Here is a 15,938-nt window from a genome sequence, read left to right as displayed (position 1 = left end):
ATATTCAAATTTATCTTTTATAAATTACACATACAACGCCTCGATTCCTTTGCTAAAAAAGAAATAAAAAAAGTTGCTAAAATATGTGTAACCTACTGTTGTTTTCATAATCGTGGGGCTAAAGTAAATAATATTTCAACAAATCAAAATTGTATAACAAGTTTTTTACAATTAATTTAAAAGTTTTAAAGATTTTAAGGCAAAGCTTCAAATAAATTATATAATCGCTATTTTTGAACAAAGAATTTTAATTATGTCTATAGAGGTTTCTGGTGTTTCGAAACTGTACGGAACACAAAAAGCATTAAACAATATATCTTTCAAAGTTGGAAAACCTGAAATTGTTGGTTTTTTAGGTCCGAATGGCGCAGGAAAGTCAACGATGATGAAAATTTTAACGACGTATATTAATGCTTCTGAGGGACATATTAAAGTGAATACCTTTGATGTTGACCAAGACCAAAAAAACGTTCAGAAAAGTGTTGGTTATTTACCGGAAAATAATCCGTTGTATTTAGATATGTATGTTAAAGAATATTTAGCATTTAACGCACAGGTTTACAAGGTATCAAAAGAACGTATTCAAGAAGTTATTGAACTTACAGGGTTAACGATAGAATCACATAAAAAAATTGAACAACTATCAAAAGGGTATCGCCAGCGCGTTGGTTTGGCTTGCGCCTTATTGCACAACCCCGAAGTTTTAATTCTTGATGAGCCCACAACAGGTTTAGACCCCAATCAATTGGTTGATATTAGACATTTAATTAAATCGATTGGGCAAACAAAAACCGTGTTTTTATCTACACACATTATGCAAGAAGTGGAAGCGATGTGCGACCGTGTGATTATTATCAATAAAGGTGAAATTGTTGCCGATAAAAAACTACAAGAATTGCGAGACAACAAAGAACAAACTGTTATTGTTGAGTTTGATTATCGTGTTGAAGAAGCTTTTTTAAAGAATTTACCTAAAGTTAAAAGCGTGATAAACACCCACGGTTTTGTTTATGAAATCACCTTTGAAACATCTGAAGATATGCGCTCGCATGTATTTGATTTTACACATGATAATCAGCTTAAGATTCTACAATTAAATCAGAAAAACGCCAGTTTGGAAAGTTTATTTAGGGAGTTGACTAGTAATTAATTCTCAAAAATAAGACGACCTTGATATTGCTCTTCCACATTAACAATAGGCGGATGATTCACACAAATAACATCTCCAGTTCCTGATATTTTTCCTTTAATTTCTTGAATAGGGTTAACAAACATATCGTTTGAACTGCGGTTCCATATAGTTACTTTTTGAGCTATCAGGTTTCTGCCTTCAAACCTAGAATCACCAGAAGCGAAGGTAATATTCAAATTATTAGTGGTTCCTGAGATATAACAATTTGATAAGTTATTAAACACAACACTAAAACTTGTATTATTAATCTGTAATCTAAAATTTCCGACGGAAAAACTACCTGGCGCATTATAATCTTCAGACAAAATGGTTAAACTTGGATAGGTTAAAACACCATCTGAACTGATATCGTATTGGGTAGAACTTCGTATTTCTGTAATATTTGGTGAGGTTACATATACTTTGGCAGTTCCGTAATCACGTACATAGTTACAGCTGTTATTATCACTTAAAATTAATTTTCCGTCAGTAACAACAGCTTCAACATCATTTAACAAATTTTTTCCTGTTTCAATAACCACTTTTTGCTCTGCGCCTTCTTTTATAATTAATTCAACATCACGATTGACTAATATTTTATCGAAGGTACTCAGTGTAATTTCTTCTTGAATAATTGGTCCTGTTGTTTGAAAACAATCCCCTGCATTTTCACTGTTACAGGAAACCAATAAAACTATAAATGCTACGTAAATTAATTTTCTCATAATCTTACACCAATTCCAAATTCAACAGCCTCTGCTTTGGCAGCATGTGCTTTTAAGGTTAACCCTCCAAACCACTTGTTTCCAAAATAGCGTTTTAATCCCACTCTAATATAGGTTCTGCCTTCAAAATCAAATGGGTAATACACATAATAGCCTAATTGCGTTACTAATGAGATTCTATTTACAAACAATTCATGTCCAACAAATAATCCAACACGTTTATAATCTTCATTACCTGTGGTTGGTTCTTCTGGAAAAGCAACAGACCTATAATAAATATATTCTTTTAAAAAATTAGAGAAAAATACATCAGTTCCAAACTGTAAAGCGCTTTTTTGATTGATACGCTTATCTGCATAAGCCGAAACAATGTAAAATGGAAACTGACCGCTACCCACTACATCACTCTCATTAACACCACTCCTAAAAACAAAATTATATTTAATAGGCTCGGTGAATCTCTTATGGATTTCATCACTTTCTGCTATAATATATTCAGGATCTTCAACATCTAAATTATAGTTTACACCAATATTAAAAGTAATGGAATTGATACTTGTATTCGGGGCTTTAACATTAGCATTGGAATAATGAACCATAGAAAATCCCGCTTGCACCCCAAACTGGTCGAAAATACGTTCCTTTTTATAATTGAACATCAAGTACGTACTACTCATTATTTTAGACCCAAAAGCATTGTTTCGGTAATTAGTTTCCTTATCGTATGGATTGGTTGTTAACGCTAATCCCTGACCAATACGAAACATCAAGTTTCGTTTTAAAAAGTAAAAATTATAATGGGCATAAACAGAATAATTATTTCCTAAAACATCATTTTTTAAATTCTGATAGATAAAGGAAAATCCATAGTCTGGATAATTGTAGCGTTGTTCCCAAGCCTTTTTTCCAAACGTTTTTTTATTATAACTTAAAATAACACCTTCAGGATGTCCTTTAATTAAATGGAGAATATCGTTATTATGAAGCGCAATATTTCCTTTAAAATAGTTAACATCTATATAGGATGTGTATTGGTTTTCTTGTGAAAAAACGCAGAAGGAAACTAGTAAAAAAGTGTAGGTTATAAGATATTTCATTAATAATTTTACTTGTTGGCAAATGTAAGAGATAATTTAAAACAACTGCGACGCAATGGCTTTAATATTATCACTTTTACCCATGGAGTAGTAATGTAAAACTGGTACTCCTGCTGCTTTTAACTCTTTAGATTGTTGAATAGCAAACTCTATTCCTGCTTGCCTAACGGCTGCATTATCTTTGCATGCTTCAACGGCATCAATAAGGTCTTGCGGCAAGTCTATTTTAAAAACCTGAGGCAATATTTGTAAATGACGCTTTACTGCAATGGGTTTTATTCCTGGTATAATGGGGACATTAATTCCTATAGCTTTTGCTTTTTCAACGAACTCAAAATACTTAGTATTGTCAAAAAACATTTGTGTTACTACATAATCTGCTCCAGCATCTACCTTTTCTTTTAATCGTTTTAAATCGGTTACTAAAGACGGTGCTTCCATATGTTTTTCAGGATATCCCGCCACGCCAATACAAAAATTAGAATTATGTTCTACCAACACATCATCATGCAAATATTTTCCTTGATTTAAATTCACTATTTGCTTCACTAATTCGCTAGCAAATGCATTACCACCAGCAACAGGTTTAAAATACGGTTCATCTTTCATAGCATCACCACGAAGCGCCATCACATTATCCAATCCTAAATAATGACAATCTACCAACACATACTCGGTTTCCTCTTTTGTAAAACCTCCACACAGAATATGAGGAATAGCATCCACACCATACTTATGCATAATAGATGCACAAATACCAACCGTTCCTGGTCGCATCCGCGTAATACGTTTATCTAAAAGTCCATTTCCTTTATCAATATACACATATTCTTCTCTGGAAGTTGTAACGTCAATAAAGGGTGGATTAAACTCCATTAACGGATCTATATTATTGTATAAATCTTGAATGTTTTTCCCTTTTTGAGGCGGAATTACCTCAAAAGAAAATAATGTTTTTCCGTTGGCTTGTTTTATATGGTCTGTTACTTTCATCAGTTCTTTTTGGCATTCTCGCAAAGGCGGGAATCTCATCAATATTATCTATTTTTTATTTTTTGGGCGTTACCACAAGGGTCGCGCTTTTCGTTCCAAGTCCTCGCTCGTACCTCGCTGCGGGCTTTCCACTGCAATCGCTAACGCAAATTAAAGCAATACTTTTTTAACATCGTTATAGTCTTCTTCATACTCCCAATAAATCCATCGTCCATCCACATAATCAGTTAAAATATATTTCTCACTCACCGATTTAATTCTCGATATAGGAATAATTTTTTTCGAGAATTGATCTGAAGGAATAGGCTCCATCATTTCCTTATTTTTACTATTGTAACCGTGAGAAATAACGTAACTACCTAATGTTAATTCAATAAATTCGGACTTCATATATGTTATATTATTGTCATTAAAAACGTAATGAAGTACTCTGTTTTCTTTTATGAAATAGAGTCACTCCGTTTACAATGACGCATTTTATTGTTCTGCAATCACAGGATGCAACCACTTTCTTGCCTTCTCTTTAGAAATTCCTTTGCGCACGGCATAATCAGTTACTTGATCATCTGTAATTTTACCCAATCCGAAATATTTAGCTTCCGGATTTGCAAAATAATAGCCCGAAACAGCAGCGGCTGGCCACATGGCTAAACTCTCTGTTAGGGTCACACCAATTATTTTTTCAACCTCCAATAACTCCCAAATAGTTTCCTTTTCCAAATGATCAGGACATGCCGGATACCCGGGCGCTGGTCTAATCCCTTTATAACTCTCCTTTATTAAATCGTCATTAGTTAAACCTTCATCTGCTGAATATCCCCAGTGTTTAGTTCTTATTTGTTTGTGTAAATATTCGGCAAACGCTTCTGCAAAACGATCAGCAAGAGCTTGTGCCATAATGGCGTTATAATCATCTTCTTTTGCTCTGTAACTATCAGCCAATTCTTGTGCCCCAAAAATAGCAACACAAAACGCACCCATATAATCGGTTTTACCAGATTCTTTAGGAGCAATAAAATCTGCCAAAGCGATATTTGGAATCCCATCTCTTTTCTTTAATTGTTGACGCAGCGTTCTAAAAACAGCAACTTCTTTTCCGGTTTTCTTAACTGAAATATCATCTTCATTAATGGTGTTTGCTTCAAACAAGCCAAAGACAGCTTTAGGCTTCAACAACTGCTTAGCAATAATTTCCTTAAGCATACCTTGAGCATCATCAAACAATTGTGTTGCTTGTTCACCTACAACCTTATCCGTTAAAATATCGGGGTATTTTCCATGTAAATCCCAACTTCTAAAAAACGGACTCCAATCTATAAAAGGCTCTAGTTCTTTTAAACTTAATTGCTTCAACATTTGAACGCCTAGTTCTTTTGGTTTTATGATTTCAGAAGTTTCCCAATTAATTTTATATTTTCGCTTACGTGCTTCATTTAAAGAAACATACGACTTCTCTTTACCCCGCTTTAAAAACTTCTCACGAAATTCGTCGTAATCTTTCTTCATTGCAGCAACATATTCAGCTGATGATTTTTTATTTAATAAATCACCCACAACCGTTACAGCTCTCGATGCATCGTTAACATGAACTACCGCATTTTTATACTGTGTATCAATTTTTACGGCAGTGTGCGCTTTTGATGTTGTCGCACCTCCAATTAACAAAGGCACCGTAAAATTTTGACGCTGCATTTCTTTTGCTAAATACACCATTTCATCTAACGACGGCGTAATTAAACCTGACAAACCAATAGCATCAACACGCTCCTTTATAGCCGTTTCAATAATCTTTTCCGGCGGTACCATAACCCCTAAATCGACTATTTCGTAATTATTACATGCTAATACGACACTCACAATATTTTTACCAATATCATGCACATCACCTTTTACAGTGGCCATTAAAATCTTTCCAACTGGCTCTTGTTTTTCTGTTTTTTCAGCTTCTATAAACGGGTTTAAATATCCAACCGCTTTTTTCATAACACGAGCCGACTTTACAACCTGAGGTAAAAACATTTTTCCTGCTCCAAACAAATCACCTACCACATTCATTCCAATCATTAAATGCCCTTCAATAACATCGATAGGTTTCTCCGCTTCTAATCGAGCCGTTTCAACATCTTCAATAATAAACGCATCAATACCTTTTACTAAGGCATGTGTAATTCGCTCTTGCACGGGATTTTCTCTCCAAGATAAATCGACACCTTTTTCAACTTTTGAGCCTTTTACGGTTTCAGCAAAATCTAATAATCGCTCAGTAGCATCATCTCGTCTATCTAAAATAACATCTTCAACATGCTCTAACAAATCTTTAGGAATATCGTCATAAACTTCTAAAAGTGCCGGATTTACAATACCCATATTCATGCCCGCTTGAATAGCATGATATAAAAACACCGAGTGCATGGCTTCACGAACACCATCATTTCCTCTAAACGAAAACGATACGTTACTCACACCTCCACTAACACTTACATTGGGTAAATTTTGACGAACCCATCGCGTTGCTTCAATAAAATCAATCGCATTTCTGCGGTGTTCATCCATACCTGTTGCCACAGGAAAAATATTTAAGTCAAATATGATATCTTCAGATGGAAAACCAACTTTATTAACCAATATATCATACGAACGTTTTGCTATTTCAATTCTTCTATCATAATTATCAGCTTGCCCCACTTCATCAAAAGCCATCACAATGACTGCCGCACCATAACGTTTAATTTGTTTCGCTTCCCAAATGAATTTCTCTTCACCTTCCTTTAAAGAAATAGAATTTACAACACATTTCCCTTGAACTACTTGTAAACCAGCTTCAATGATTTCCCATTTAGAGCTATCAATCATAATTGGCACTCGAGAAATATCGGGTTCTGAAGCTATTAAATTTAGAAAACGAACCATAGATTCTTTGCCATCTATAAGTCCGTCGTCCATATTAACATCAATAATTTGAGCACCGCCGTCTACTTGATGACGCGCTATATCTAAGGCTTCATCAAAATTTTCTTCTTTTATAAGTCTTAAAAACTTTCTTGACCCTGCTACATTGGTTCGTTCACCAACGTTTATGAAATTACTGTTTTCATTAAGAACTAGAGGTTCTAGTCCAGAAAGTTTCATGTATTTTGTTTGTTTCACTTTCATTAAACTATTTCTTCAAGAACTTTTCGTGGTTTATACTTTGCAGCTATTTTTGCAATAACTTTAATATGTTCTGGCGTTGTACCGCAACAACCCCCAATAATATTTATTAAATTCTTTTTTAAATATTCTTCAATTTGTTCCCCCATTTGTTCTGGCGATTCATCATATTCACCAAAGGCATTTGGCAAGCCTGCATTAGGATGTGCCGAAATAGCAAAATCTGTTTTATTAGCAATGGCTTCTAAATGTGGTTGTAATAAATTAGCTCCCAAAGCACAATTAAATCCGACGGATAATAATGGAATATGAGATACTGAAATTAAAAATGCCTCGGCTGTTTGTCCAGACAACGTTCTCCCAGAAGCATCGGTAATGGTTCCACTTAACATGATTGAAATATCTATATTCTTTTCTTCCTTGACTTGTTCAATAGCAAATAAGGCTGCTTTAGCATTCAAGGTATCAAACACGGTTTCTACCAATAACAAATCAACACCTCCGTCAACTAAAGCTTCAGCTTGCTGTTTATAAGCAACACGAAGTTCATCAAAGGTTACGGCTCTAAAACCAGGGTCATTTACGTCTGGTGACATACTTGCTGTGCGGTTTGTTGGCCCCATAGAACCAGCTACAAAACGTGGTTTATGAGGTTCCTTTTTGGTGAATTCATCAGCTACTTCTTTAGCTATTTTGGCCGACTGGAAATTTAGTTCGTACACTAAATCTTGCATATTATAATCTGCCATGGCAATGCTAGTCCCAGAGAAAGTATTGGTTTCAACAATATCTGCCCCAGCTTCAAAATATTTTGCATGTGTATCTTTAATTGCTTGGGGTTGGGTGATAGACAACAAATCGTTGTTACCTTTCAAGGATGAGGGATAGTCTTTAAAGCGTTCACCTCTATAATCTTCTTCGGTAAACTTATAACGCTGAAGCATGGTACCCATAGCACCATCGAGGACTAAAATACGTTGTTGTAAAGCTTGTTTAATGTTTGACATTCTGATAATTTATATCTGTATGTCATCAAGAAAAGTAAAAAACACTTTCCGTTATCTGTCTAATATTCATATAAATATTAGTAGAACGTAGCACCTTCTTTACAAGATAAAGGGTTGCCAAGGTTTCAACGGGTCTAGTCCCTCTACCTTTCTTGATAACAATTAATACGTTTATGAACTAGTGAGCAAAAATACTAACAATATTCTTTTATTCACACTAAATTGTTAAAAATCGACTTTGTTTATTCAAACAAAGTCGAGGATAAATAACGGTCTCCTCTGTCGCAAATAATGGCAACAATAACGCCTTCACTAATTGTTTTAGCTATTTGTAAAGCGCTATACACAGACCCTCCACTACTCATGCCTGCAAAGACGCCTTCTTCTTTAGCTAATCTTTGGGTTGTGCTTTTAGCATCAGCCTCACTTAGCTCTACAACTTGATCAACTTTCGACCTGTCAAAAAATTTAGGCACATAATCTGGCGACCATTTTCTAATCCCCGGAATTTTAGCACCATCTTCTGGTTGTGCTCCAACAATAGTGATATTTTTATTTTGCTCTTTTAAATAGGTTGAAACTCCCATTATGGTTCCAGTGGTTCCCATAGCCGATACAAAATGGGTCACTTTGCCCTTTGTATCTCTCCAAATTTCTGGACCTGTTGTTTTATAATGCGCTTTCCAGTTATCATCATTTTCAAACTGATTTAGCAAAGTATATCCTTTTTCGTCTCTTAACTGAAAGGCTAAATCTCTTGAGCCCTCAATTCCTGTGTCTGCTGATGTTAAAATAACCTCAGCACCATAAGCTCGCATTGTTTTTACGCGCTCTATCGTGGAGTTTTCCGGCATTGTTAATACCATGTTTACGCCTAATAATTGAGCAATAAAGGCCAAGGCAATACCTGTGTTTCCACTGGTCGCTTCTACTAAAAAATCTCCTTTTTTAATATCACCACGCTTTAAGGCTTCATTAATCATATTAAAAGCGGCACGATCTTTTACACTTCCGCCAGGATTATTCCCTTCTAACTTCAAAAAAAGTTTAACGCCCTTTTTTGAAATTAAATGTGAAGCTTCTACAAGCGGTGTGTTTCCAATTTGATCTAATATCCCTTTAATGGATTCCATTTTTCTTTGGTCTTATTTTTATTTGTGTTTGATAGGTTACCAATGAATTTTCTGGCACCGATTCTGTTATCCAAACGTTCGCTCCAATCGTGCTGTTTGCTCCAATAACAATGTCACCTCCCAAAATAGTTGCATTGGCATAAATAGTCACGTTATCTTCAATTGTTGGATGTCTTTTTACAGACTGCATATTCTTTTTTACCTGAAGACCGCCTAAGGTAACCCCTTGAAATATCTTGACATTACTTTTTATAACTGACGTTTCTCCAATCACAATTCCTGTTCCATGATCAAGAAAAAATGATTCTCCTATCGTTGCTCCTGGATGAATATCGATACCCGTAATACCATGAACATATTCACTCATCATTCTTGGTAAAATAGGAACTTTTAAAAGATGCAACTGATGACTTAATCTATAAATTGAAATAGCATAAAAACCAGGATAGGCCAAATACACTTCTTGTATACAGGTTGAAGCCGGATCATTCTTTAAAAAAGACTGAGCATCTAAATCTAATTTTTTTCTGATAGTTAAAAACTCGCTTTGAAAATTATTCCAAATAGTTTCAGCATCTTCAATATGCAGTTTTGAAGCAATCTCAAAAAAAGTCTCTTTTAAATAGATTGATTCTTCTTCTTGTTCATCAAATAAATTATAGAATAATCGTTTTGTAAACGGTTTTATAACTTCTTTTAAACGTATGTTATAATTTTTCATTCTTAAGTATGCTATTGGGGCATAAAATTAAGCAATAAATAAATAACTATTTATTGTATGGATTGTACAACCGCTTTTGGCGCTTCTTTACGAGTTCCGTCAAAACCATCAACGCCACTTACTGTGGTATACTTTAAAACATACTTTTTACCGGGGTTTATAATTCTGTATGCTGCCTGACACATGAGTGTTGCTTCATGAAAACCGCATAGAATTAATTTTAATTTTTCTGGATAGGTATTCACATCACCAATGGCAAAAATACCAGGAATATTAGTTTCGTAATTTCTAGAATTATCAACCTTAATAGCATTTTTTTCTATTTCTAATCCCCAATTTCCAATAGGACCTAATTTAGGCGATAATCCAAATAATGGAATAAAATGATCAGCCTCTAATTCGATGATTTCGTCTTCCTTTGTGACGGTTACACTTTCCAACCCATCAGTTCCATATAAAGCAGTCACTTCAGCAGGTGTTATTAATTTAATCTTACCCAAAGCTCTTAATTCTCTCACTTTTTCTACGGAATCTAATGCACCTCGAAACTCATTTCTTCTGTGAATAAGGGTTACTTCTGATGCAACATCGGCTAAAAAGATACTCCAATCCAATGCGGAGTCACCTCCACCAGAAATAACTACTTTTTTATTTCGGTAAACTTCGGGATCCTTTATAAAATAGTCAACTCCTTTATCTTCAAAATTATTGATATTTTGAATTAAAGGTTTCCGGGGTTCAAAAGAGCCTAATCCTCCAGCAATCGCAACTACAGGTGCGTGGTGTTTGGTACCTTTATTGGTTGTTACAATAAACGAACCATCTTCTAGTTTTTCAATAGTTTCTGCTCGTTCTCCAAGGGTAAAACCAGGTTTAAATTGTTTACCTTGTTCTAGTAAGTTTTTCGTTAAATCGCCCGCCAATATCTCTGGAAAACCCGGAATATCATAAATAGGTTTTTTGGGATATATTTCTGAACATTGCCCTCCAGGTTGTGGCAAAGCATCAATTAAATGGCAATTAAGTTTTAACAATCCGGCTTCAAAAACGGTGAATAATCCTGTTGGTCCAGCACCGATAATTAGAATATCTGTCTTTATCATTTTAAGCTTTCTTTTTCGCAATTAATCCTTTTGTGAATTCGTTTAAAGTTTCTACTTTTTCTTCAAAATCACCTTGTATTGTTTTTCTATATTCATTTAAATTTATAACCAAATCATCTACATTCTCAGGAATCACGTCTTCAAAAAACTGACGTAATCGCTTTGCCGTTGTAGGTGACTTTCCATTGGTCGAAATAGCAACCTTAACATTACCTTTTGTAACGATTCCTCCCATATAAAAATCGCAATACGGCGGATTATCAGCCACATTGACCAATATGCCTCTTTTCCTGCAATGCTTATATACTTTAAGGTTTACTTCGGGAACATCAGTTGTTGCAATAATAATATGGTTTCCTTTTAAAAATTTTTTATGATAATAATCTTCAATTAAATTTACATTCCCTTTTTTAGCTAACTCTCTGGTTCCATCTCTAAACATTGGCGATACCATAGTTACATGAGCATCCGGACTTGATTTTAGTAAAAACGTTAATTTTTCTTCAGCAACAAATCCACCTCCAACAATAAGCACTTTTAAATTGTTGAGCTTCAAAAAAACAGGATATAAATTATTTCTTTCCATTCAAAATAAATTAATAACTTATTTCAGCATTTACCTTATTTAAAACGGACGATAACGCAACTCGCTTCTTTACAACATCACCTATAACTATGATTGCTGGCGAAGACAATTGGTTTTCTTCTACAACCTTCTCGATAGTATTAATGATCCCAAAACCTACTTTTTCATTTTCGGTGGTTCCATTTTGAATGATAGCAACAGAAATTTCATGTTTGTTTTGAGCTTTAAAAACCTGAACAATTTCTGATAGTTTCCCCATGCCCATAAGAATAACAACCGTTGCTGTGGATTGTGCTGCGAGTTTAACATCGTTTGATAATTGATGTGATTTTGTTGTTCCTGTAATCACCCAAAAACTTTCTGAAGCATCTCTTTTTGTGAGCGGAATTCCTTGATAGGCTGGCACTGCAAATGATGATGAAATTCCTGGAACCACATACGTTTCTAAACCAAATTGTCTTGCATAATCAATCTCTTCGGCACCGCGACCAAAAATAAAAGGATCTCCTCCTTTTAACCTTACCACATGCCCATGACTTTTTGCTCTACTTACGATAAGTTCATTGATTTGCTCTTGCTGATACGCATAACACCCTTTACGTTTCCCTACAAAAATAAGCTCTGTATCGTTTGATGCATACCCTAACAACGCGTCGTTTACAAGTGCATCATACAAAATAACATCAGCACTTTCAATGGCTTTAATCGCTTTTAGTGTGATTAAATCAGGGTCACCTGGTCCCGCGCCAACAACGGTTAATTTTGGTATTTTTTTAGTAGATTCCATACTAATTAGGAAGTTAAATAGCTTTATTTTTAAGTCTGCTATTCTTGATTAATTGCTCTAAAGGCTCTTACTTTAGCCAAAAACTTATTCGCATTTTCAATATATTTTGAAGCAAATTCTTGGGTAGGTGCGTACTCTTTAATCTGATATATTAATTCTGAAAACGTAGTTCCTAAATTTAGTTTTTCACTAGAGCCAAAAGTTTCATCAAACTGACTAATGATACCCGCCTGCGTGTTTGTACTCATATTTTCCGCTAATAACAGCGCTTTCGCAGAATTTACCATTGAACTATACGCATGATAAATAGCACTTGAATAGATCTTATCGCTAAAAGAAGCTTTTGCACTATCAATCTTTTCTTCGCTTTCTAAAAATAAGGTAGAAATTAAATCGATTACCACACCAGCACATTCCCCAACACCAATTGCTTTTTGGTATTTTTCATTGGTTCCCCAATCTATAAAATCGTCTTGAGTTAAATTAGTGACATCTTGAAGGTCGTTTAACAAGTCGTAAAAATAACGTTCTCCTGTTACTTTATAATAATCTACAAACGCTTGTCCGTTTGCATTGGCTTCAAAATCATTTAGTATTCTACGTAAAGCTTCCGGACCTCTTCGGCTTGGTATTTTTACAACTTTATCGGCAAACAATCCATTACCGTTTCCTAAATTACCTCCACCTAACAACACTTGTAATGCTGGCGCTACCAATTTATCAGGGGTACGAACCGACATACCTTGAAATCCAATATTTGCCATTGTATGTTGCCCGCAGGCATTCATACAACCACTTATTTTTATAACTAAATCTTTATTTTCTAAATATTGAGGATACTCGGTTTTTAGAACACGCTCTAATTCAGCTGCAATACCAGTACTACTTGCAATTCCTAAGTTACACGTATCTGTTCCTGGACATGCTGTAATATCTACCGCTTTATTATAACCTACTTCTGCAAAACCTAGTTTTTCTAATTCATTGTAGTAATATGGCAACAGTTCTTCTTTAACAAAAGGAATTAAAATATTTTGACGTAATGATAAACGTATTTCCCCTGCGGCATAATTTTCGACTAAATCGGACAATAATCTTGCTTTATCCGTATAAAAGTCTCCTAAAAGCACTTTAATTCCAATCGCGACAAAACCTTCTTGTTTTTGAGGAATTACGTTTGTTGCCTTCCACGTTTCAAAAGTTTTTACATCTTTTATTTCTACTTTTGGAGCTTCAACCGAAACAGGTTTTGAAGGCACATACCCATCGGCATCAATGACAACCGATTTAAATTCAATTGCATTCTGCTCCTCGTCAACCAAAGCCTTAAAAGGCTCTAAGCCAATATCTTTTATTAAGAATTTCATTCGTGCTTTGGCTCTACTTTTACGCTCACCGTAACGATCAAAAATTCTTAAAACACCTTCCATTACTGGAATAATTTTATCAGTTTCAATAAAATCATATAAAACATCGGCATGACGTGGTTGAGAACCCAATCCACCACCAAGCATCACTTTAAATCCGCGAACACCATCTTCTATTTTAGCAATAAACCCTAAATCGTGCATGTAAGAAAGTCCCGTATCTTCATCAGACGACGAGAATGACACTTTAAACTTTCTACCCATTTCCTGACAAATCGGGTTTCTTAAGAAGAATTTAAAAATCGCGTCTGCATACGGTGATACATCAAACGGCTCGTTAACATCGATACCTGCTGTTTCTGAAGCTGTTACGTTTCTAACCGTATTTCCGCAGGCCTCTCTTAGCGTAACATCATCTTTTTCTAAATCGGCCCAAAGCTGTGGCGTTCTATCTAAATTTACATGATGAATTTGGATGTCTTGACGCGTTGTAATATGAAGTCGGCCACGAGAATATTCGTCTGATACATCGGCAATTCGACGTAATTGATTACTCAATACTTTTCCGAAAGGCAATTTGATACGAATCATTTGAACGTCCTGTTGACGCTGACCGTAAACACCACGTGCTAAACGAAGGCTCCTGAATTTTTCTTCATCTATTTTGCCGTTTTTGAATAGCTCAATTTTATTTGCTAATTCAATAATATCCTGTTCGACAATAGGATTCTCTATTTCCGTTCTAAAACTTTGCATTACGTACCTGACCTTTCCTTTTAATTAGGAAAGAATTTTTTTGTTATTTATTGAATAAACCCTGCTCCAACAGTGTTATTTGATTGTGTATCTATTAATATAAACGAACCATTTGTTCTATGATTTTTAAATTGATCGTAAAAAATTGGCTTGTTTAATTTGAATGTCACTTGCGCGATATCATTCACATTTAATCCTGTTACATTCTCTTCAATACCAGAATAATCTGGATTAATTTTATGATGAATTTTATCGACTTTCGCTAATACTTTATTGACGCCATGTTGAACAACGTACTTTCCACCTGCCGTTAATTGGGTTGAATCCATCCAACAAACATTGGCTGTAAACTGTTTGTCTATAACGGGCAAATCATCAGCTTTAACAATCATATCTCCACGACTCACATTAATATCATTTTCTAAAGTGATGGTAACCGATGAGCGCCTAGAAGCCGTTTCATACTTTTCATCAAAAAAATAAATATCCTTAATTTTCGATTTAGTTTGAGACGGTAGTACAACCACGTCATCACCAACACTTAAATTACCGCCGTAAACCTTACCAGCATATCCTCTAAAATCGTGAAATTCTTCTGTTTTCGGGCGAATTACATATTGCACCGGAAAACGAGGTGTGCCTACATTAAAAATATCTTTTTTATCTAAAGCTTCTAAATGCTCCAGTAAACTCTGACCAGTGTACCAAGGCATTTTATTTGACCTATTCACCACATTGTCACCCTTCAACGCACTTACTGGAATAAAGGTTATTTTCTGATCTTGATAATCTCGTTTACTCATCAATTCAGTGAAATCTGCTTTAATTTTATTATAAACCTCTTCTGAATAATCCACTAAATCCATTTTATTGATAGTCACCACCACATCTTTAATTCGTAACAAATTGTTGATGAAAAAGTGACGATTGGTTTGCTCAATAACACCCTTTCTGGCATCAATTAAAATAACTGAAGCTTGTGATGTCGATGCTCCGGTTACCATGTTTCTAGTATACTCCACATGACCCGGCGTATCGGCAATAATGTAACTTTTTTTAGCGGTTGAAAAATAAATATGAGCTACATCTATGGTGATTCCTTGCTCTCTTTCGGCAACTAAACCATCGGTTGCTAATGAGAAATCTAAGTAATCATATCCTTTTTGTTTACTCGTTTTTTCGATTGCTTCTAACTTATCTGTGGTTAATGATTTTGTATCGTAAAGTATTCTACCTATTAAGGTACTTTTCCCATCATCTACACTTCCTGCGGTTGCAATTTTTAATACTTCCATTTTTATTTGGCTATTAGCTATTTGCCATTGGCTTTTAGCTTATTAAA

Annotated in this window: 14 protein-coding genes and 1 riboswitch; of the genes, 1 reads left to right on the top strand and 13 read right to left on the bottom strand. The window is 34.8% G+C overall.

Annotation, left to right across the window (positions count from 1 at the left end; genetic code table 11):
• The first annotated feature begins 253 nt into the window (after nt 1-253).
• Entirely contained in the window at nt 254-1,150 is an 897-nt protein-coding gene (gene gldA / locus G5V56_RS06735) for a gliding motility-associated ABC transporter ATP-binding subunit GldA (RefSeq protein WP_166963139.1), read from the top strand.
• On the opposite strand, the gene G5V56_RS06730 is transcribed toward gldA, so the two are convergent.
• The 13 genes from G5V56_RS06730 to G5V56_RS06670 all read right to left on the bottom strand — a co-directional run bounded on the left by G5V56_RS06730 (nt 1,147) and on the right by G5V56_RS06670 (nt 15,891).
• The gene (locus tag G5V56_RS06730) at nt 1,147-1,896 is read right to left on the bottom strand and encodes a head GIN domain-containing protein (RefSeq protein ID WP_166963137.1); all 750 of its coding nucleotides are present in this window, start codon (nt 1,894-1,896) and stop codon (nt 1,147-1,149) included. The two genes, gldA and G5V56_RS06730, sit on opposite strands and share 4 nt — an antisense overlap.
• A complete protein-coding gene (locus G5V56_RS06725) occupies nt 1,893-2,993 on the bottom strand; it encodes an acyloxyacyl hydrolase (protein WP_166963135.1) in 1,101 nt (366 codons plus the stop codon). The genes G5V56_RS06730 and G5V56_RS06725 overlap by 4 nt, the downstream gene beginning before the upstream one ends.
• Before the next feature lie 36 nt (nt 2,994-3,029).
• Nucleotides 3,030-3,986 carry a methylenetetrahydrofolate reductase [NAD(P)H] gene (metF, locus tag G5V56_RS06720; protein WP_166963133.1) on the bottom strand — a complete coding sequence of 319 codons (957 nt, stop codon included), beginning with the start codon at nt 3,984-3,986 and terminating at the stop codon, nt 3,030-3,032.
• Between the two features lie 150 nt (nt 3,987-4,136).
• Nucleotides 4,137-4,376, bottom strand: coding sequence for a hypothetical protein (locus G5V56_RS06715; RefSeq protein ID WP_166963132.1), 240 nt, complete (start codon nt 4,374-4,376; stop codon nt 4,137-4,139).
• Nucleotides 4,377-4,463: 87 nt separating this feature from the next.
• Complete coding sequence (gene metH, locus G5V56_RS06710) at nt 4,464-7,139, bottom strand: methionine synthase (protein ID WP_166963130.1); 2,676 nt, start codon at nt 7,137-7,139, stop codon at nt 4,464-4,466.
• On the bottom strand, nt 7,139-8,143 hold the full coding sequence (locus G5V56_RS06705; protein ID WP_166963128.1) for a homocysteine S-methyltransferase family protein: 1,005 nt from the start codon (nt 8,141-8,143) through the stop codon (nt 7,139-7,141). The genes metH and G5V56_RS06705 overlap by 1 nt, the downstream gene beginning before the upstream one ends.
• 48 nt (nt 8,144-8,191) lie before the next feature.
• Nucleotides 8,192-8,305: riboswitch (SAM riboswitch) on the bottom strand.
• 80 nt (nt 8,306-8,385) lie between these two features.
• Nucleotides 8,386-9,276 carry a cysteine synthase CysM gene (gene cysM, locus G5V56_RS06700; RefSeq protein ID WP_166963126.1) on the bottom strand — a complete coding sequence of 297 codons (891 nt, stop codon included), beginning with the start codon at nt 9,274-9,276 and terminating at the stop codon, nt 8,386-8,388.
• On the bottom strand, nt 9,263-9,997 hold the full coding sequence (gene epsC, locus G5V56_RS06695; RefSeq protein WP_166963125.1) for a serine O-acetyltransferase EpsC: 735 nt from the start codon (nt 9,995-9,997) through the stop codon (nt 9,263-9,265). The genes cysM and epsC overlap by 14 nt, the downstream gene beginning before the upstream one ends.
• 50 nt (nt 9,998-10,047) lie before the next feature.
• Nucleotides 10,048-11,100, bottom strand: a complete 1,053-nt coding sequence (locus tag G5V56_RS06690) for an NAD(P)/FAD-dependent oxidoreductase (RefSeq protein ID WP_166963123.1) — start codon at nt 11,098-11,100, stop codon at nt 10,048-10,050.
• A gap of 1 nt (nt 11,101) precedes the next feature.
• Nucleotides 11,102-11,686 (bottom strand): precorrin-2 dehydrogenase/sirohydrochlorin ferrochelatase family protein, encoded by a 585-nt coding sequence (locus G5V56_RS06685; protein ID WP_166963121.1) that lies wholly within the window; start codon nt 11,684-11,686, stop codon nt 11,102-11,104.
• Between the two features lie 10 nt (nt 11,687-11,696).
• Complete coding sequence (gene cobA, locus G5V56_RS06680; protein ID WP_166963119.1) at nt 11,697-12,473, bottom strand: uroporphyrinogen-III C-methyltransferase; 777 nt, start codon at nt 12,471-12,473, stop codon at nt 11,697-11,699.
• Between the two features lie 38 nt (nt 12,474-12,511).
• Complete coding sequence (locus G5V56_RS06675) at nt 12,512-14,596, bottom strand: HEPN domain-containing protein (RefSeq protein ID WP_166963117.1); 2,085 nt, start codon at nt 14,594-14,596, stop codon at nt 12,512-12,514.
• 47 nt (nt 14,597-14,643) lie between these two features.
• Nucleotides 14,644-15,891 carry a sulfate adenylyltransferase subunit 1 gene (locus G5V56_RS06670; RefSeq protein ID WP_166963115.1) on the bottom strand — a complete coding sequence of 416 codons (1,248 nt, stop codon included), beginning with the start codon at nt 15,889-15,891 and terminating at the stop codon, nt 14,644-14,646.
• Nucleotides 15,892-15,938: the final 47 nt, after the last annotated feature.

The organism is Yeosuana marina, from assembly GCF_011762485.1.
Lineage (GTDB): Bacteria > Bacteroidota > Bacteroidia > Flavobacteriales > Flavobacteriaceae > Yeosuana > Yeosuana marina.
This window is presented reverse-complemented; position numbering and strand designations above follow the sequence as displayed.

What these genes read in the sequence shown, in the direction of transcription:
- gldA (WP_166963139.1), top strand. Translation starts at nt 254, where the DNA reads ATGTCTATAGAGGTTTCTGGTGTTTCGAAACTGTACGGAACACAAAAA.
- G5V56_RS06730 (WP_166963137.1), bottom strand. Translation starts at nt 1,896, where the DNA reads ATGAGAAAATTAATTTACGTAGCATTTATAGTTTTATTGGTTTCCTGT.
- G5V56_RS06725 (WP_166963135.1), bottom strand. Translation starts at nt 2,993, where the DNA reads ATGAAATATCTTATAACCTACACTTTTTTACTAGTTTCCTTCTGCGTT.
- metF (WP_166963133.1), bottom strand. Translation starts at nt 3,986, where the DNA reads ATGAAAGTAACAGACCATATAAAACAAGCCAACGGAAAAACATTATTT.
- G5V56_RS06715 (WP_166963132.1), bottom strand. Translation starts at nt 4,376, where the DNA reads ATGAAGTCCGAATTTATTGAATTAACATTAGGTAGTTACGTTATTTCT.
- metH (WP_166963130.1), bottom strand. Translation starts at nt 7,139, where the DNA reads ATGAAAGTGAAACAAACAAAATACATGAAACTTTCTGGACTAGAACCT.
- G5V56_RS06705 (WP_166963128.1), bottom strand. Translation starts at nt 8,143, where the DNA reads ATGTCAAACATTAAACAAGCTTTACAACAACGTATTTTAGTCCTCGAT.
- cysM (WP_166963126.1), bottom strand. Translation starts at nt 9,276, where the DNA reads ATGGAATCCATTAAAGGGATATTAGATCAAATTGGAAACACACCGCTT.
- epsC (WP_166963125.1), bottom strand. Translation starts at nt 9,997, where the DNA reads ATGAAAAATTATAACATACGTTTAAAAGAAGTTATAAAACCGTTTACA.
- G5V56_RS06690 (WP_166963123.1), bottom strand. Translation starts at nt 11,100, where the DNA reads ATGATAAAGACAGATATTCTAATTATCGGTGCTGGACCAACAGGATTA.
- G5V56_RS06685 (WP_166963121.1), bottom strand. Translation starts at nt 11,686, where the DNA reads ATGGAAAGAAATAATTTATATCCTGTTTTTTTGAAGCTCAACAATTTA.
- cobA (WP_166963119.1), bottom strand. Translation starts at nt 12,473, where the DNA reads ATGGAATCTACTAAAAAAATACCAAAATTAACCGTTGTTGGCGCGGGA.
- G5V56_RS06675 (WP_166963117.1), bottom strand. Translation starts at nt 14,596, where the DNA reads ATGCAAAGTTTTAGAACGGAAATAGAGAATCCTATTGTCGAACAGGAT.
- G5V56_RS06670 (WP_166963115.1), bottom strand. Translation starts at nt 15,891, where the DNA reads ATGGAAGTATTAAAAATTGCAACCGCAGGAAGTGTAGATGATGGGAAA.